A 17,532-nucleotide genomic window follows, 5' to 3' on the forward strand; every position below is an offset into this window, starting at 1 on the left:
GGCAACGGAACCCGGCATGACGCGCATCGACTTCGCCTTCGGCGCGCCCGACCGCTTGCGCACCGCCTGCCAGGTGGTGCGCAAGCGCTACCTGGCTGGGCAGCGGATGGTGGTGTACTGTAGGGATGGCGCCCGCCTGGCCGCGTTCGACCGCATGCTCTGGGCATTCGACGACACGTCTTTCGTACCGCACGTGCTGGCCAATGATCCGCTGGCCGCCGAAACGCCGGTGGTCCTCACCGCCGGAGATCCCCAGCAGGCGGCCGCAGCGGCAAGCCAGGGCGAACAGCCCCAACCATCCTGGCTGCTGAACCTGGACAGCGACTGCCCTCCCGGTTTCGAGGCCTTCGAGCGCCTGCTTGAAATAGTCTCCGACGACCCCGAGGACAAACAGGCCGCCCGCCAGCGCTGGCGGACCTACCTGACCGCGGGCCATACGCCGCAAAGCCACGACCTCAGCCGCCAGCAGCCGGACGGTTGAGCGCCCCGACCGTACGGCGCGCCATCTCGACATCCGGGAGCCACCATGCCCTCTCGCTCCGCCGACCACGGCATCCCTACCTTGACCCAACGGGCCGAGCCCTCGCTCTACCCGCCGCCGGCCGAGGACGACTTGGACGCCCCCCTGTTGACCGAGCTGGCCGACGACGCTGCGGCGGCCCATGACGACAACGCCTTTCCGCTGCTGACGGACGTGGCCGACAGCGACGATACGTCCCTCGATACCGCTATACTGGAAACGCCAACCCTGGCCTCTCGCGCCGCGCTGCCTGACCCCACGGTCCTGAGCGCCCGCCTGCAGGCCGAGGTCGAACAGTTGATGCGCGAGGCGCTGGCCGAGGCCATAGACCAGATCCAGACCCGCATGGACGCGGAATTGCCACGTATCGTGGCCCGAGTCCTGCAGGATGTGAGGCCGGGTTGACCCGTCTGGAACCTATTCCCCGCGTCTGGTCTAATTCTAGGCAGAACTGGATTCTTCAGGGAACTGTAAGGTATCCTTCCCATCTAAGCCTTCTAGGCAAACATTACTCTGCCGTACACAGGAGTTCTCCATGAACGAATATCGTCCGTCCCCTTTTAACCGTTCCGGCGCCGTAGCCGGCGCGCCGGGCGAGGTCGCGCGCAACCAGGTTTTGCGCAACACCTATTGGCTCCTGGCGCTCTCGCTGATCCCGACCGTGCTGGGCGCTGCCGTGGGCATGTACACCGGCATCAACCGCATCATGGGCGCCAGCCCCGGCCTGTCCGCCATCGTCTTCCTGGTGGGCGCGTTCGGCCTGATGTTCGCGATCGAAAAGAACAAGAACAGCTCGCTGGGCGTGGTCCTGCTGCTGGCCTTCACGTTCTTCATGGGCGTGATGCTGTCGCGCCTGCTGGGCTTCGTCATGGGCATGAGCAACGGCTCGCAGCTGGTCATGACGGCCTTCGGCGGCACCGCGATCGTGTTCGGCACCATGGCCACGCTGGCCACGACCATCAAGCGCGACCTGTCGGGACTGCAGAAATTCCTGTTCATCGGCGCAGTCGTGATCCTGGTGGCGGCCCTGGCCAACATCTTCCTGCAACTGCCCGCGCTGATGCTGACCATCTCGGTCCTGGCCATCGTCGTCTTCTCGGCCTTCATGCTGGTCGACCTGCAGCGCGTGGTCAACGGCGGCGAAACCAACTACGTGTCCGCCACGCTGGCCATCTACCTGGACGTCTATAACGTCTTCTCGAACCTGCTGATGCTGCTGGGCATCTTCGGCGGCAACCGCGAATAATCGCGACGCAGCCAAACCGGCGCAAAGGGCCTACATTCACGTGTAGGCCCTTTTTCTTTGCCGCGCCAGGCGCCTTTCTGCCGGAACCATGCCATGCCCGATCGCCGCCGCTTCCTCCAGACTGCCGCAGCCGCCGCCCTGAGCGCGCCGGCGTGGCCGGCCCGCGCGCTCAGCGTGGTGACGCCGATGTGGACCCGGACCATACCCGTATCCGGCGAGGCGCTGCCTGTCATCGGACTGGGCACCGCCGACACCTTCAACGTCTCTCCCGCTGACAAGGCCGCCATGGCGCCGCTGGCGCAAGTGCTGGACACGCTGCTGCAGAAGGGAGGCAAGCTGATCGACACTGCCCCCAGCTACGGGCAGGCGGAAGCGGTCACCGGCGCGCTGCTGGCCCGCGACGGCGGCCAGCGCGCCAGGACGTTCCTGGCGACCAAGATCAGCACGCAGGGCCACGAATCAGCCATGCGCCAGGTCCGGCAATCGCAGCAGGCGCTAGGCAGCGACAAGCTCGATCTGGTCCAGGTGCACAACCTGATCGACACCGCCAACCAACTGGCGCTACTGCGCGAACTGAAGCAGCAGGGCGTGATCCGCTATCTCGGCATCACTCACTACACCGACCATGCCCATGACGAACTGACTGAACTGGTCGAACGCGAAAAGCCCGACTTCCTCCAGGTCAATCTGTCCGTGGCCGACCGCAACGCCGAAAAGCGCCTGCTGCCCGCCTGCCAGGCCCATGGCGTCGCGGTGCTGATCAACCGCCCCTTCCAGGACGGCGCCCTGTTCCGCCGGGTCAAGGGCATGGCGCTGCCCAAGTGGGCCGCCGAGATCGATTGCGAGTCCTGGGCGCAGATCTTCCTGAAGTTCATCATCAGCCATCCCGCGGTCACCGCCGTCATCCCCGCCACCTCCAAGCCGGCCAACATGGTGGACAACGCACAGGCCGGCTTCGGGCGGATGCCGGACGCCGCCATGCGGGAACGCATCGCCGCCCTGCTGGCCTGACGCCATGGCGCCCGCCCCCGGCAGCTTGCCAGGCCGCGCCGCGCAGGCCTTGGGCATCCCCCAGGAAGAACTGGCGCCGGCGGCCTGCGGCTTCGCCTTTTTCTTCTTTCTGTTCTGCGGCTATTTCATGCTGCGCCCGATACGCGAGACCATGGGCATCCAGGCGGGCGTCGACCAGCTGCAATGGCTGTTCACCGCGACCTTCGTCGCCATGCTGGCCGTGGTGCCGCTGTTTGGCTGGCTGTCGGCGCGCGTGCCCCGCGACATGCTGGTGACCTGGGTCTACGCCCTCTTCGCGCTCAGCATGGCCGCTTTCGCCGTGCTGCTCCATCTGCGGCCCGGCAGCGTCTGGGCCGCGCGCGGCTTCTACGTCTGGCTGTCGGTCTTCAACCTGTTCGTCGTCTCCATCGCCTGGAGTCTGATGGCCGACGTGTTCCGCATGGATTCGGCCAAGCGGCTGTTCGCCCTGATCGCCGCGGGCGCCAGCGCCGGCGGGCTGGCCGGCCCGCTTTTGGGCGGCATGCTGGCCGGCGTCCTGGGTCCCGCCGGCCTGCTGCTGCTGTCGGCGCTGCTGTTGACCGCCACCCTGCCGCTCAAGCGCTGGCTGCTGCGCTGGCGCGCGGCCAACCGCGAGGACGCGGCGCCGGACGACATGCGCCGGCCGATCGAGGGTTCGATCCTGGCAGGCATCTCGCGCATCTTCCAGTCGCCCTATCTGCTGGGAATTTCGCTGCTGGTGATCCTGCTGGCCACGCTCAACACCTTTCTCTACATGGAGCAGGCCCGGCTGGTGGCGCATGCCTTTGCCGACACGGCCCAACGCATCCGCGTCTTCAGCGCGCTGGACTTCACGGTGCAGGCCTTGTCGCTGGCGTCGCAGATCTTCATCACCGGCCGCGTCGCCACGCGCCTGGGGCTGCGCTTCCTGCTGACCGCCGTGCCGCTGACGATGACGGTCGCCTTCCTGGCCCTGGCGGCCTTTCCCGTGTTCGGCGTGCTGGCCGCGGCCATGATCGTGCGCCGCGTCGGCGAATACGCGTTGATCCGGCCCGGACGTGAAATGCTGTTCACGGCGGTCTCGCCGGAAGACAAGTACAAGACCAAGAATGTCATCGATACCGTGGTCTACCGCGCCGGCGACGCAGCCAGCGGCTGGGTCAAGGCGGGCGTGGACATGCTGGGCTACGGCGTGGCCCTGGTCGCCGCGCTGGGCGCGGTCTGCGCGCTGGCCGCCGCGGCGGTAGGCCATGGCCTGGGCCGGACCGCGGACCGGCGCAACGAGGACAAGTCTTAGATTTTATTGAACATCCGTCTCATTGAAACAAACGTATTCTCCAGGCCGCGACCGCACAATGGCGCAGCTCTCAATGCCTGGGGAAACGTGATGAAACGCACCGCCTGTCTTGCCGCCCTGTTGCTCAACCTGGCCGCGCCCGCCGCACTGGCCGCCTATCCGGAACGCGCCATCACGCTGATCGTGCCGGCCGCGGCCGGCGGCAACGCCGACATCACCGCACGCCTGGTGGGCCAGGAAATGAGCCGCCAATTGGGTCAGCCCGTGGTGGTGGAAAACCGCGTCGGCGCGGGCGGCCGCATCGGCACCCAGGCCGTGGCGCGCGCGGCGGCCGACGGCTACACCATCGGCTATGCCCACGTCGGCACTCTGGTGCTGCATCGTTTCCTGTTCAAGCAACAGTTGTACGACCTGGACCGCGACATCGCCGCAATCGGCCTGGTCGCCGAAACACCCAACGTCATCGTGGTGAATGCGTCCTCGCCCTATCGCGACCTGAAGGGCTTCATCGAAGCCAGCCGCGCCCAGCCGGAACGCCTGACCATGACCTCGGCCGACCCGGGCACCACCAGCGAGGTCGGCGTCAAGCTCTTCATCGCCCAGACCGGCGCCGCCGTGCGCCAGATCCCGTACAAGGCCACGGCCGCGCAATTGTCCGACCTGCTGGGCGGCCATGTCGATTCCATGATGGAAAACCTGCCGCCGCTGATCGGCAACCTGAAGGACGGCCGCCTGCGCGCGCTGGCGGTCACCACCCGGACCCGCGCAGCCTCCAATCCGGACGTGCCCACCGTGGCGGAACAAGGCTATCCCGACTACGAGCAGTCGGCCTGGAGCGCACTGGTCGCGCCCGCCGGCACCCCGCCCGAGGTCATCGCCAGGCTGAACGCGGCCATGAATGCGGCGCTGCGCTCGGACAATGTCAGCAAGGAACTGCGCAGCCGTTCCCAAGAGCCCCTGGGCGGCACGCCGCAGGACGTACAGAACCAGATACGCAAGGAGCTGCCCAAATGGGAAGGCATCATCAAGGCCGCCGGCACCACGCTGGATTGAGCCCGAACGCCACACGAACGGGAGCCCCCGCATGGCCACGGTAAGCCGCGAGGACTTCTCCTGCGCCGCCGCGACCAACACGTCGGCCTACCGGCGCGTCACCATACCGATGCTGCGGATCGAGGCGGGGCCTGGCCCCGCCGTGGCCTTGATGGCGGGCGTGCATGGCGATGAATGGGAAGGCCAGGCCGCCATCCTGGAGCTGTGGCGCCTGCTGCCCGGCATCCTGCGGCGCGGCACGGTCTATCTGCTGCCCGCGGTCAACGCCGAGGCCTCGCTGGCCGGCACGCGCCTGTCGCCCTCGGACGACGGCAACCTGAACCGCGCCTTCCTGGGCGCCCCCGCGCGCGGCTACACGGAAAGCGTGGCGGCCGCGCTGGAAGCCCGGCTGTTGCCCCGCATACAGGCGCTGGTGGACGTGCACAGCGGCGGCGCGTCGCTGCGCTACCTGCCTTCATCCGTGATCACGCGTTACGGCAACGATGCCTACGACGAACGCCTGCCCGCCCTGGCGCGCGCCTTCGGGCTGCCCGATTGCATGTTCTTCCGCGGCACCGAGGCGGGCTCCATGCCGGCTGCCGCCAGCCGTCACGGCGTGCTGCGCCTGAGCGCCGAAATCGGCGGCGGACGCGAAACCAGCCAGGCGCTGGTCGACCGCTGCCGCGACGGCCTGCTGGGCTGCCTGGGCGAACTGGGCCTCCTGCCCGACCGCCCTCCCGCGCCAAACTCGGAAGTCCGCCTCTACGACCTGGACGCTCCCGCCGCCACTGTGCGCGCCAGCGAAGCTGGCGTGTTCGTGCCTGCCGTCGGACTGGGGCAAATGGTCGGCGCGCGCCAGCGCATCGGCCAACTGATCGAACCCGCCCGCCCCGACCTGCCATTGCGGACCCTGACCAGCCCGCAGGCCGGCACCATCGTCTGCCTGCGCGCCATTGCCCGCAGCGACGACGGCGATTGCCTGCTGCAGATCGCGCCCGCCCTGCCCCTCGACTCCCTCGCTTCAAAGTACTGAAACATGCAGATGAACCCTAGCTTGTCCGGCCTGCGCTGCATCCGCTGCGCCAGCCTGTGGCCGCCCGCCGATTACCCCGAAGGCTGCCCCAGCTGCCTGGAAGCCGGCCACCCTGCCGGCCTGGAATGCCTCTACGACCCATCCACGGACGACGCCATGCCCCTGCCGGTGCTGGACGCCGTCACGCTGGGCGAAGGCGCCACCCCCTGCCTCGCCGCGCCCGCGCTGGCGCAGACCGAGGGCCTGGGCCAGCTGTGGCTGAAATGCGAAAGCGCCAATCCCACGGGCAGCCACAAGGACCGCATGGCGGCCCAGTTGGTGTCGCGCGCACGCCTGGCGGGCGCTACCCGCGTGGCGGCCGCGTCCAGCGGCAATGCCGGGGTCTCGCTGGCCGCCTATTGCGCCGCCGCGCGGTTGGAGGCCGACATCGCCATCACCACCAACTGCCCGCCCTTGCAGCGCGAAGCCATGCAGCGCTTCGGCGCCCGGCTGACCGCCTTCGAGGACAGCCTGAGCCGCTGGCCCCATGTCGAGGACTTGTGCCGCAATCACGGCGCCTTCGCCGGCACCAACTATCTGAATCCGCCCGTCGGCACCCATCCCTACGGCGTGGAAGGCTACAAGCCCATTGCGCTGGAAATCCTGGAAGCCTGCGGCGTGCCCAGCGACATCGTCGTGCCCACCGCCCGCGGCGATCTGCTGTGGGGCATTTTCCTGGGCTGGCAGCATCTGCTGCAAAGCGGACGCATCGCCCGCCTGCCCCGCCTGCACGCGGTAGAGCCGTATGCCCGCCTGTCACGCGCCCGCGCCACCGGTGACGTGCGCAAGCTATGGGACGGCGTGACGGACCAGTATTCGATCGCCGGCGGCACCAGCACCCTGCAATCGCTGGAAGCCTTGTCGCGCTCCGGCGGCACGCCAGTCGAGGTATCGGACGCCGCGGCCGCACAGGCGCAGCAGCGGCTGGAACGCATGGGCCTGGCGACCGAGCTGTCGTCGGCGGCGGCGCTCGCTGCCGTTTCCCGGCTGCGGCGCTCGGGCCTGCTGGACGCGGAATCGTCTGTCGTGCTGATCGTGACCTCGGACGGCCGCCGCGGCTAGCGTCCCGAAGCGGACGTTAAACGCCGAAGCTGTCCACCAGCGGCGCCAGCGCGCCGCGCAGGCAGGTCGCCCAGAATTTGCCCGCTTCGGACAAGGGGCGGCTGCCGTGCAGGATCATGTGGCATTCGAAATGCACCGGCGCGGCCAGCGGGCGATAGCTCAGGCCCGCCGCCGCCATGCCGACCGCCGTGGCCGGGTTGGCGATGCCCACTCCGTGCCCTGCCAGCGCCAATTGGCACACGGTGCTGGAGTACGGCGTTTCGATGGCCACCTTCAGGCGCTGCCCCGCTTGCGCCAGCAGCGCGTCCAGGCGCTTGCGCGACCCGTCCTCTGCATTCAGCGCGATCACGTCGGCGTCGGCCAGATGCGAAAACTCCACCTGTTCCAGCCGCGCCAGCGGATGCCCCTTGGGAAAGACCGCCACGGCGCGCAGGCTGGCCAGCCGGTGGCCGCGCAGTCCTTCCAGTTCGGACTCGTCCGCCACCGCGGCCAGGTCCAGCTCGCCCGACACCACCATGTCGCGCAAAGTGTTGGAGTCGCGGATCTGCAGATACAGCCCGGTGTCGGGATAGCGCTCGCGAAAGCGCGCGATGGTGTCACTGATGACCGCGCCGCTGTAGGCATGGATGCAGCCGATGCGCAGCCGCGGCTGCGCCGCGCCGCGGATCGCGCGGATCTTGCGGCCCAGGCTTTCCAGGCCGACATTCAGGCGACGGATTTCCTCGTATAGCAGCGTCGCCTCGGGCGTGCGCTGCATGCGCTGGCGCACGCGCTCGAACAGGCGCAGCTCGATGCTGGCTTCGAGCGCGGCCAGGGTGGCGCTGACGGTCGCGGGCGACACGTCCAGCCGCCTGGCGGCGGCGGTCACGCTTTCCGTTTCATAGACGGTGCGGAAGGTCTCGACCTGCTTGAGCGTGAAGGTCATGGCCAGGTCGCAATGCGCTCAGATGCGCTGCAGGTCCATCAACACGCGGCGGGTCGACAAGGGGCGGCCCGCCAGGATTTCGGCCAGCCGTTCGCGCAGGTCGCGGCGCAGGGCCGGCTCGATCGCCGGATCATCGAAATCGGGTGGCGCTTCGTCCACGCCATAGCCGGTTTCGCGCAGCAAGGTCCATTCGAAGCGGCGCAGCGCGCCCGCCGCGCGGGTGCCGCCGGACAACTGCTGCAAGGCGAAATCGTAGGCGTCGTACAACAGCGGATGGGCGTCTTCGCGCGGCAGCAGCCGCAGCAGCAGCTCGTTCATGTACCAGGCCGACATCAGCGCGGTGCCGGTCAGCGGCCGGATGCCGGCGATTTCGGCTCGGGTCAGGGTCTTGACCTCGCCATTGCCGGTCCACGACAGTAGCAGCGGCTGAAACGCGGACAGCACCGGACGCAAGACGGAATACGGGCGCTTGGCGCCCTTGGCGACCATGGCCACACAGCCATGATCGCGGGAGAAAGTCTGAACGATCAGGGAAGTCTCACGCCACGCGGTGGCGTGCAACATATATCCGGGGCGATCCTGGACGCGAGGCGCCCTTCTACTCATAGCCCAGATCGCGGAGCGCACCCTCGCGGTCGGACCAGCCCTTGCGCACCTTGATGTAGACCTCCAGGTGCACCGGCTTGTCCAGCAGCTTGGCGATGTCCTGCCGCGCCTCCGTGGCGATGCGCTTCATGTGCATGCCGCCCGTGCCCAACAGGATGGGCTTGTGGCTGTCGCGTTCGACCACCACGCAGGCATTGATGCTGGCGCCCTTGCTGGTCTCTTCCCACTGCTCGATGACGACGGTACAGCCGTAGGGCAGCTCGTCACCGACCAGGCGGAAGATCTTCTCGCGCACAAGCTCCGCGGCGATGAAGCGCATCGGGCGGTCGGTCAGCGTATCTTCCTCGAACATCGCCTCGCCTTCCGGCAGGCGCGACGCAATCTCTTCCAACAACTGATCCAGCTGCTGCTTCTTGGTGGCGCTGACCGGCACCACCGCTCCGTAGGGATGCAGCGCCATGATCTTGGAGACGAAGGCGAACAGGTCGTCGCGATTCTTCAAGGCGTCGATTTTGGACACGACCAGGATGGTGCGTTCGGGCGCGGGCAGCAGCGGCAGCAGCTTGGCATCGCCTTCGGACCATTTACCGGCCTCGACCACATGCACCACCACGTCCACGTCGGCCAGGGCCTGCGTGACCACGCGGTTCATCATGCGGTTCATGGCGCCGCCATGGCGGGTCTGGAAACCGGGGGTGTCGACGAACACGAACTGTTCGTGCTCGCGCGTCAACACACCGTGGATGCGATGGCGCGTGGTCTGCGCCTTGCGCGACACGATGGAAATCTTGGAACCGATCAGGGCATTCGTCAGGGTGGACTTGCCCACATTGGGGCGGCCCACGATGGCGACGAAGCCGGTACGAAAAGGGGTATCGCTCATTTAGTCTCTTGAGCCACTGCCACCGGCAGCGACAATTGCGCGGTTTTGCGCGCCTTGCCCGACTTGCGGGCAGCCTTGGTCGCCGGGCTGACGGCCAATGCGGCCTCCAGCGCCAGCTTGGCCGCCGATTGCTCGGCGGCGCGGCGGCTGGCGCCAGGCGCCATCACCTTGATCTCGAGCGCCGGAATGGCGCATTCGACTTCGAACTGCTGGCTGTGAGCCGCGCCATGCGTGGCCACCACCGTGTACAGCGGCAGCGCCAGCTTGCGGCCCTGCAGGAATTCCTGCAGCAAGGTCTTGGCGTCCTTGCCCAGGGTCTTGGGATCGACGGAGGCCAGCACCGGCTGGTACTGGCGCACGATCACGCGGCGGGCGGCATCGAAGCCCGCGTCCAGGAAGACGGCTCCGAACAAAGCCTCGACCGTGTCCGCCAGGATGGAAGGACGGCGGAAGCCGCCGCTCTTCAATTCGCCTTCGCCCAGGCGCAGGTACTGCGACAGTTCCAGCCGCTGGGCGATGTCCGCCAGCGAAGCCTGCTTGACCAGGTTGGCGCGCAGGCGCGACAGGTCGCCTTCGTCGATTTTGGAATAACGCTCGAACAGCATCGCCGCGACGACGAAGTTCAGCACGGAATCCCCAAGGAATTCCAGGCGCTCGTTGTGGCGCGCGCCGTGGCTGCGATGCGTCAGCGCCTGTTCGAGCAATGCCGCATCACTGAAGTGGTGATCCAGGCGGTTTTCTAGCGTGGCTAGCGACATAATCAGTTGAAGCGGCCGATGCGGCTCAGGTCGCTGAAATTCATCCAGATGAAGAACGCGCGGCCGACGATATTGGCTTCCGGAACGAAGCCCCAGTATCGGCTGTCGGCGCTGTTATCCCGATTATCGCCCATGGCGAAAAACTGCCCTTCGGGTACTTTGCAGCGTACCCCATTACGGCTGTATTGGCAGTTTTCCCGGTTGGGAAATTGCCACATCGCCCCAAACTCCTGCGGCTTACCCTCATCCAGCAGGATCTTGTGCTCAATTTCGCCCAATTTCTCCTTATATTGCGCAATATAGGAGACGCGATCCGGTTCGAAATAGTCGCCGTCGCGCACATGCGGCACCAATTCGCCGTTGATGTAGAGCTTTTTGTCCAGGTAGGCGACCTCGTCGCCCGGCAAACCGACCACGCGCTTGATGTAATCGACGTCCGGGTCCACGGGGTAGCGGAACACGAACACATCGCCGCGCTGGGGTTTGCCCACGTCGATGATCTTCTTGTCGATGACGGGCAGGCGCAGGCCGTAGCTGAACTTGTTCACCAGGATCAGGTCGCCCGACTGCAAGGTCGGCAGCATGGAGCCCGACGGAATGCGGAACGGCTCGACCACGAACGAGCGCAGCATGAACACGAACAGGATCACCGGGAAGAAGCTGACCGCGTATTCGATCCACCACGGCATGCGGCGCGCGGCATCGCCGGCTTCGCGGCGCAGGCGCTCAGCCTCCTGGGCGTCGCCGACCAGGGCCGTATCGTATTGCGCCATCGCCGCCTGGGCCCGGCGTTCGCGGCCCTTGCGCAGCACTGCCAGATCAAGCACCCAGATAATGCCGGTCAACACCAGCAAAACAAAAAGAATCAGGGCAAAGTTCCAACTCATCAGCTAACCGCCTTTTCGGGTTCTATTTGTCTTCCACTTGCAGGATGGCGAGGAACGCCTCCTGCGGAATTTCCACGCTGCCCACCTGCTTCATGCGCTTCTTGCCGGCCTTCTGCTTTTCCAGCAGCTTCTTCTTGCGCGAGATGTCGCCGCCGTAGCACTTGGCCAGCACGTTTTTGCGCAGCGCCTTGACGTTCTCGCGGGCGATGATTTCAGCGCCGATGGCGGCCTGGATGACCACGTCGAACATCTGGCGCGGAATCAGGCCGCGCATGCGCGTGACCACGTCGCGGGCGCGATGGCGCGCGTTGCTGCGGTGGACGATCACGGCCAGCGCATCGACGCGGTCGTTGTTGATCAGCAGGTCCACGCGCACCACGTCGGCCGAGCGGTACTCCAGGAACTCGTAGTCCATCGAGGCATAGCCGCGCGACACCGACTTCAGCTTGTCGAAGAAGTCCAGCACGATCTCGGCCAGCGGGATCTCGTACACCAGGTGCACCTGGCGGCCGTGGTAGCTCATGTTGACTTGCGAGCCGCGCTTGTTGTTGCACAGCGTCATCACAGGACCCACGTAGTCCTGCGGCATGAACAGCGTGACCTTCACGATGGGTTCGCGGATGTCGGCGATCTTGCCCACTTCAGGCATGCGCGACGGGCTTTCCACCGTGATCACCGAACCGTCGCGCTGCTCGACTTCATACACCACCGACGGCGCGGTGGTAATGATGTCCATGTCGAATTCGCGCTCCAGGCGCTCCTGCACGATTTCCATGTGCAAAAGACCCAGGAAGCCGCAACGGAAGCCGAAGCCCAGAGCCTGCGACACTTCCGGCTCGAACATCAGCGCGGCGTCGTTCAGCTTGAGCTTGTCGAGCGAATCGCGCAGTTGGTCGTACTCGGAGCTTTCCACCGGATACAGACCCGCGAACACCTGCGGCTTCACTTCCTTGAAGCCGGGCAGCGGCGTGGCGGCGGGCTTGTTGGCCAGGGTGACGGTGTCGCCCACCTTGGCATCTTCCAGCTGCTTGATGCCGGCGATGATGAAACCGACCTCGCCCGCCGACAGGTGCGGACGCTGTTGCGACTTCGGCGTGAAGACGCCAGTCTGCTCGCACAGATGGGTGGCGCCCGACGCCATCAGCAGGATCTTGTCCTTGGGCTTGAGCACGCCGTTAATGATGCGCACCAGCATCACCACGCCGACGTAGTTGTCGAACCACGAATCGATGATGAGCGCCTGCAGCGGCGCGTCCGGATCGCCCTTGGGAGGCGGCACGCGGGCGACGACCATTTCCAGGATCTCGTCGATGCCCATGCCGGTCTTGGCGCTGGCCAGCACCGCCTGCGACGCGTCGATGCCGATCACGTCCTCGACTTCCTGGCGGGCGCCTTCGGGATCGGCCTGCGGCAGGTCCATCTTGTTCAGCACGGGCAGCACTTCCACGCCCAGTTCGATGGCGGTATAGCAATTGGCCACGGTCTGCGCCTCGACGCCCTGCGAGGCGTCCACCACCAGCAGCGCGCCTTCGCAAGCCGACAGGGAACGGCTGACTTCATACGAGAAGTCCACGTGTCCCGGGGTGTCGATCAGGTTCAGGTTGTAGACCTTGCCGTCCTGCGCCTTGTAATGCAGGGCCGCGGTCTGGGCCTTGATGGTGATGCCGCGTTCGCGCTCGATTTCCATGGAATCGAGAACCTGGGCCGACATCTCGCGATCCGCCAATCCGCCGCAGCGCTGGATCAGGCGATCGGCCAGAGTCGATTTGCCGTGATCGATGTGGGCAATGATGGAGAAGTTGCGAATATGCTGCATGCTTGAAATTATAAGGGACGGAACACTCGGCACAGGGCCGGAAGACACCGCCGCCGGAATACGCACGGCTGACGAGGTGGGTGCCAACGGGCCTGGCCCGGGCAAAACAAGGGGGCGCCATGCGCCCCCTCTTGCGGCAACCAGCCATTTTAGCCGGTCTTGAGCCTTTTTTCTGCGAACTCTGGGGACGAGCCCGGCATTACTTCGACGCCGGCACCGCCACCCACTGCGTCTGTTCGCCGCGGCGCACCAGCAGCCCAGCCGCGCGGCCCTTGTCCAGCTTGGCCACGAGTTCGCCGAACTGCTTGGCGCCCGTGACGTCGGTGTCGTTCAGGGCCAACACGATATCGCCTTCCTGCAGGCCGGCCTTGCCGGCGGCGCCTTCGGCCACCTTGACCTGGACGCCGCCCTTGATGCGCAGCTTCTTCTGCACGTCGGCCGGCACGTCGACCACGCCCAGGCCCAGCGCATTGGTGACTTCCGGCACCGGCGCCGCGCCCTTCTTGCTGGCGGAAGCGGCCTTCTCGGTCGGGATTTCGCCGACCTTGACCGACAGGGTCAGGTTCTTGCCCTTGCGCCACACTTCCATGTCGGCGCGCGTGCCCGGCTTGGTTTCGCCCACGATGCGCGGCAGATCGGACCAGCGCTTGATGGGTTCGCCGTTGAACTTGAGGATCACGTCGCCCGGCTGCACCCCGGCCTGCTCGGCGGGACCTTCGGCTTCCACGCTGCTCACCAGCGCGCCCTCGGCCTTGGGCAGGCCGATGGCTTCGGCCACGTCCTTGCCCACTTCGCCGATCTGGACGCCGACGCGGCCGCGCGTGACCTTGCCGGTAGCGCGCAACTGGTCCACGACGCGCATGGCTTCGTCGATCGGGATGGCCAGCGAAATGCCCATGAAGCCGCCGCTGCGCGAAATGATCTGGGAGTTGATGCCCACCACCTCGCCCTGCAGGTTGATCAACGGACCGCCCGAGTTGCCCGGGTTGACCGCCACGTCAGTCTGGATGAAAGGCAGGTATTCGCCGGTATCGCGGCCGATGGCGCTGACGATGCCGGAGGTCACGGTGGAATCCAGGCCGAACGGCGAGCCAATGGCCAGCACCCACTGCCCCTTCTTGAGCTTTTTGGGATCGCCTATGACCAGCGGCGTCATGTCCTTGGCTTCGATCTTGATCAGCGCCACATCGGTGCGCTCATCCGTGCCGATGACCTTGGCCTTGAACTCGCGGCCGTCCGTCAACGTAACGTAGATGTCCGTCGCGTCCACCACCACGTGGTTGTTGGTCAGGATGTAGCCGTCGTCCGAAATAAAGAAGCCGGAACCCACGCCGCGCGGCACGGTGCGCTCTTCGGGCTGGGAAGGCTGCGGACGCTGGCGTTGTGACGGGCCGGGTTGGCCGCCTCCGGGAGGCTGGAATTCGGGGCCGAAGAACCAGCGGAATAGTTCGTAGGGATCATTGCCGCCGCCAGGCCCCATGCCGCGTACCGGCACCGTGGCCGTGGTGCGGATGTTGACGACCGCGGGGTCGGCCTTTTCGACAATGCTCGTGAAATCAGGCAGCGTCACCGTCGGCGCCTGGGCGACCGCGGCAGGCACGTAGGCGGCGGACATCATGACGCTGGCCGCAGCCGCCACCAGAAAGCGCCGGAAAAATGCATTCGACACTGTCATTGCTTTCATAAGTGTTACTCCGAAATTGCTGCTTGCCGCACCCGGCCGATCACTTGGGTTCGGCTGGAGGCGCTGCTGCCGCAGGCGCGGCGGGCACATATTCAGTGGCTTGCGCCAGCTGTTCCAGCGTCGCGACGGGCACTTCGCCCACGGCGGTCAGCCAGAAATCAGCGATGCGCGCGCCATAGACGGTAATCGCCCCGCGTTGCGCGGCGCCGTGGGGAGGACGGTGGCCGCGCTGGCTGTCGTAGGGTTCGATGAACACGGAAATGGCCGCCAGTCCATCGGACAATACCATCTGGTTGACCGTGACGCCCTTCCCCATCGAGCGCGCCACCTGCATGACCGGCTTGAAGCCCTTGGGCGCCGGGATGCGCCAGCCCTGGGCGGCCAGATCCACCGGTTTCATCGAGGGTTCCAGCACCTTCCAGTCGCGCGTGCTCCAGCGCGAGGTCAGCAACTGGGGATCGACTTCCGGGCCCAAGCGCAGCGAGGTGAACGAGACCTGCTCGACCACGCCGCGGGCCGCGTTCAGCGTCTGGGCTTTCAACAGCAGATTGGTTTCGACGTCCGCGCACAGCCGATAGCCGTAGCGCAGCTTGTCCAATGGTTCGATCGTGATCAGGCGGCACTCCCGCCCGGCCACGCGGTGCAGGGCGGATTCGGCGCGGATCTTGTAGTACTCGGACAGATTCGCCGCGTCTCCCAGCAGCAGGCCCGGGAAGCGGTCGCCGCGGCGGCGCTCCAGCAGCACGGTCTTGCGCTCGGGGATGAGGCACTGCACGTCTTCGTTGTGGCGCAGGTACTCGCGCGGCTGGCCGTCGAGGATTTCCAGGCGTTCGCGCTCGCCGGTACCGTCCATGACGTGCACCAGGCGCGAAGACTGGATCGTTTCGCCTTGTTGGTACATGAAGACGCCCGCGTAGTCCTGCTTGCGGGCGGCTTGTTGGATGCGGGTCAGCAACTGGACCACATCATCGGCGGCCGCAGGCTCGGCATCAGCGGCGCGCGCGGGCTCGTGCGCGGCCAGGAAAGCGGTCAGGAGCGTTGCGGCAAACCAGCTGGCGCGGTGGGCCTGCAGCGCGGCGGTCCGACCCAGCACCGGCCAGCGCGATGGAAGCACCAACGCCATCAGCGCCCCACTCCGGTGTCAAAGGACACCTGGCGCACGGCGCTGGGGCCGGCCATCTGGCGATGCGCCTCCAGATAGTCGCGCAAGCCAGTATCGTCGGCGGAGGCCGCCGGCGTGGTGCTGGCATCGGCCAGCACGCGCACTTCAGTGGCTGGTTCGCCCGTCAGGTAGGGCTGCGCCACCCAGGCGACGGTCGCGACCGCCGCGGCCACGGCCAGGCCAGATAGGCCGACACGCAACGGCGAGCGGCGCCGAGGCGCCGCAACAATGGGCAATTCCGCGTCCAGCGCCCGTGCCAGGCGGGCCTGGAAGGCCGCGCTCGGGGTCAGCGCCAGGTCGGCGTTGCGCAGGGAATCACCGATCAGATGATAGGTGTCCCAGGTCTCGCGCCCCTCGCGGGACAACAAGCCGGGAAATATGTCGTCGGATTCTTCTCCGTCCATCCAGGCGGAAACCGATTCCTCCCAGGAGGACTCGGCGATCACAACGGATTTGGCTGCTGTTTGCATGACTGCCACTCCTTACCAGCGACGCTCGGCATCGGTGCCTAGCAATGGACGCAACTTGACGGCGATGGCTTCACGCGCACGAAAAATGCGGGAACGCACCGTACCGATAGGGCAATCCATGCTCTGGGCGATGTCTTCGTAACTCATACCTTCGATTTCACGCAGGACAATTGCGGTGCGCAATTCTTCAGGCAATTCCTCGATAGCCGCGTTCACCGTCTCGGCGATTTCGCGGCTGGCGACCATGGATTCCGGCGTGCTTATATCGGTTAGGTTGTCGGTTTCGTTAAAAGTTTCACCGTCTTCCGTTTCTATCGCATTGGGCGCGCTGGGACGCCGGCCCTGCGAGGCCAGCCAGTTGCGCGCCGTATTGATGGCGATCCGGTACAGCCAGGTGTAAAAGGCGCTTTCGCCCCGGAACTGGGGCAAGGCGCGGTAGGCCTTGATGAAGGCCTCCTGGGCCACATCCTCGATTTCCGAGGGGTCGCGGATCATGCGGGCCAACAGGCGGAGAATCTTGCGCTGGTACTTGAGCACCAGCAGGTCGAAAGCCTTCTTGTCGCCCCGCTGGACGCGCGCGACAAGCTCAGCGTCGACTTCGCGCTCGCTCATGACGCCTCCCGCAGGCGGGCCGCCGGACGGGCGGGCCGTGCAGCGCCGGCCAGCAAGCACAAGCGCCGCCAGGACTCGGGCCGCAACGTCCGCTGCCAGACGGTGAGGGTAATTGTGCTGTTGGTAAAGGCCGTACTCCCGGTGGACAAGGGCTGCAAAGTGAGCGTCAGCCAGCGCGGACCGCGCTGCCCTTGCAACAGCCTCGCGTCCTGCCAGCCTTCCGGCAGGCGCACCTGCCAGCGCCCTGCCCCGGCTGCCGCGCGCAATGCGGATACGGGGGACAGGCTGCTCCGTGCCGAGTGTAACAGCCCGGCCAGCACAAGCAGGAGCGCGATCGCCGCGCCTGCCGCCCATGCCATGCCGTGCCAGGCCGCCGCCATCAGCGCACTGCCTCCAGCGGCGGCCAGCGCCAGGCCAAAAAGCGCCGTGGCGCCTTTTGGCTGCAGGACAGGCACGCGAAACGCCCAGCGTCCCCCGAGCGGCTCGTCCAAA

19 protein-coding genes are annotated in these 17,532 nt (G+C 66.4%); 8 read left to right on the forward strand and 11 right to left on the reverse strand.

Translation table 11 applies throughout. The features are described 5' to 3' along the window. Positions 1–16: 16 nt before the first annotated feature. From WBB14_RS10700 to WBB14_RS10735, 8 genes are all read left to right on the forward strand, one after another. Positions 17–481 carry a DNA polymerase III subunit chi gene (locus tag WBB14_RS10700; protein WP_424239799.1) on the forward strand — a complete coding sequence of 155 codons (465 nt, stop codon included), beginning with the start codon at positions 17–19 and terminating at the stop codon, positions 479–481. Positions 482–526: 45 nt separating this feature from the next. Next, on the forward strand, positions 527–925 hold the full coding sequence (locus WBB14_RS10705; RefSeq protein ID WP_424239800.1) for a hypothetical protein: 399 nt from the start codon (positions 527–529) through the stop codon (positions 923–925). Positions 926–1,055: 130 nt separating this feature from the next. Next, a complete protein-coding gene (locus tag WBB14_RS10710) occupies positions 1,056–1,766 on the forward strand; it encodes a Bax inhibitor-1/YccA family protein (protein ID WP_424239801.1) in 711 nt (236 codons plus the stop codon). Positions 1,767–1,859: 93 nt separating this feature from the next. Then, a complete protein-coding gene (locus WBB14_RS10715) occupies positions 1,860–2,777 on the forward strand; it encodes an aldo/keto reductase (RefSeq protein ID WP_424239802.1) in 918 nt (305 codons plus the stop codon). Positions 2,778–2,781: 4 nt separating this feature from the next. Further along, a complete protein-coding gene (locus WBB14_RS10720; protein WP_424239803.1) occupies positions 2,782–4,071 on the forward strand; it encodes an NTP/NDP exchange transporter in 1,290 nt (429 codons plus the stop codon). 90 nt (positions 4,072–4,161) lie between these two features. Beyond that, positions 4,162–5,124, forward strand: coding sequence for a Bug family tripartite tricarboxylate transporter substrate binding protein (locus tag WBB14_RS10725; RefSeq protein ID WP_424239804.1), 963 nt, complete (start codon positions 4,162–4,164; stop codon positions 5,122–5,124). A 31-nt stretch (positions 5,125–5,155) separates the two neighbouring features. Further along, positions 5,156–6,136, forward strand: coding sequence for a succinylglutamate desuccinylase (locus tag WBB14_RS10730; protein WP_424239805.1), 981 nt, complete (start codon positions 5,156–5,158; stop codon positions 6,134–6,136). Positions 6,137–6,139: 3 nt separating this feature from the next. Beyond that, entirely contained in the window at positions 6,140–7,237 is a 1,098-nt protein-coding gene (locus WBB14_RS10735) for a pyridoxal-phosphate dependent enzyme (protein WP_424239806.1), read from the forward strand. A gap of 16 nt (positions 7,238–7,253) precedes the next feature. Here WBB14_RS10735 and WBB14_RS10740 read toward each other — a convergent pair whose 3' ends face one another. From WBB14_RS10740 to WBB14_RS10790, 11 genes are all read right to left on the reverse strand, one after another. Next, the gene (locus WBB14_RS10740; protein ID WP_424239807.1) at positions 7,254–8,162 is read right to left on the reverse strand and encodes a LysR family transcriptional regulator; all 909 of its coding nucleotides are present in this window, start codon (positions 8,160–8,162) and stop codon (positions 7,254–7,256) included. Between the two features lie 18 nt (positions 8,163–8,180). Beyond that, positions 8,181–8,768: a DNA repair protein RecO gene (gene recO / locus WBB14_RS10745; protein WP_207470133.1), complete on the reverse strand. Its 588-nt coding sequence runs from the start codon at positions 8,766–8,768 to the stop codon at positions 8,181–8,183. After that, positions 8,761–9,651 carry a GTPase Era gene (era, locus tag WBB14_RS10750; RefSeq protein ID WP_424239808.1) on the reverse strand — a complete coding sequence of 297 codons (891 nt, stop codon included), beginning with the start codon at positions 9,649–9,651 and terminating at the stop codon, positions 8,761–8,763. Before era ends, recO begins: the two co-directional genes overlap by 8 nt. Continuing rightward, positions 9,648–10,409 (reverse strand): ribonuclease III, encoded by a 762-nt coding sequence (gene rnc, locus WBB14_RS10755; RefSeq protein WP_424239809.1) that lies wholly within the window; start codon positions 10,407–10,409, stop codon positions 9,648–9,650. Before rnc ends, era begins: the two co-directional genes overlap by 4 nt. Before the next feature lie 2 nt (positions 10,410–10,411). Continuing rightward, positions 10,412–11,296, reverse strand: a complete 885-nt coding sequence (lepB, locus tag WBB14_RS10760) for a signal peptidase I (protein WP_424239810.1) — start codon at positions 11,294–11,296, stop codon at positions 10,412–10,414. A 22-nt stretch (positions 11,297–11,318) separates the two neighbouring features. Beyond that, positions 11,319–13,112: a translation elongation factor 4 gene (gene lepA / locus WBB14_RS10765; RefSeq protein WP_332010909.1), complete on the reverse strand. Its 1,794-nt coding sequence runs from the start codon at positions 13,110–13,112 to the stop codon at positions 11,319–11,321. Positions 13,113–13,311: 199 nt separating this feature from the next. Then, entirely contained in the window at positions 13,312–14,730 is a 1,419-nt protein-coding gene (locus tag WBB14_RS10770) for a DegQ family serine endoprotease (RefSeq protein WP_424239837.1), read from the reverse strand. Positions 14,731–14,836: 106 nt separating this feature from the next. Further along, positions 14,837–15,919, reverse strand: coding sequence for a MucB/RseB C-terminal domain-containing protein (locus tag WBB14_RS10775; RefSeq protein WP_424239811.1), 1,083 nt, complete (start codon positions 15,917–15,919; stop codon positions 14,837–14,839). Beyond that, positions 15,919–16,428, reverse strand: a complete 510-nt coding sequence (locus tag WBB14_RS10780; RefSeq protein WP_424239812.1) for a sigma-E factor negative regulatory protein — start codon at positions 16,426–16,428, stop codon at positions 15,919–15,921. Before WBB14_RS10780 ends, WBB14_RS10775 begins: the two co-directional genes overlap by 1 nt. Before the next feature lie 12 nt (positions 16,429–16,440). Then, positions 16,441–17,040 carry an RNA polymerase sigma factor RpoE gene (gene rpoE / locus WBB14_RS10785; protein WP_013392230.1) on the reverse strand — a complete coding sequence of 200 codons (600 nt, stop codon included), beginning with the start codon at positions 17,038–17,040 and terminating at the stop codon, positions 16,441–16,443. Then, positions 17,037–17,531 carry a hypothetical protein gene (locus WBB14_RS10790; protein ID WP_424239813.1) on the reverse strand — a complete coding sequence of 165 codons (495 nt, stop codon included), beginning with the start codon at positions 17,529–17,531 and terminating at the stop codon, positions 17,037–17,039. The genes rpoE and WBB14_RS10790 overlap by 4 nt, the downstream gene beginning before the upstream one ends. Position 17,532 lies beyond the last annotated feature (1 nt).

Origin of the sequence: Achromobacter sp. (assembly GCF_049647645.1) — a bacterium.
Taxonomy (GTDB): domain Bacteria; phylum Pseudomonadota; class Gammaproteobacteria; order Burkholderiales; family Burkholderiaceae_B; genus Achromobacter.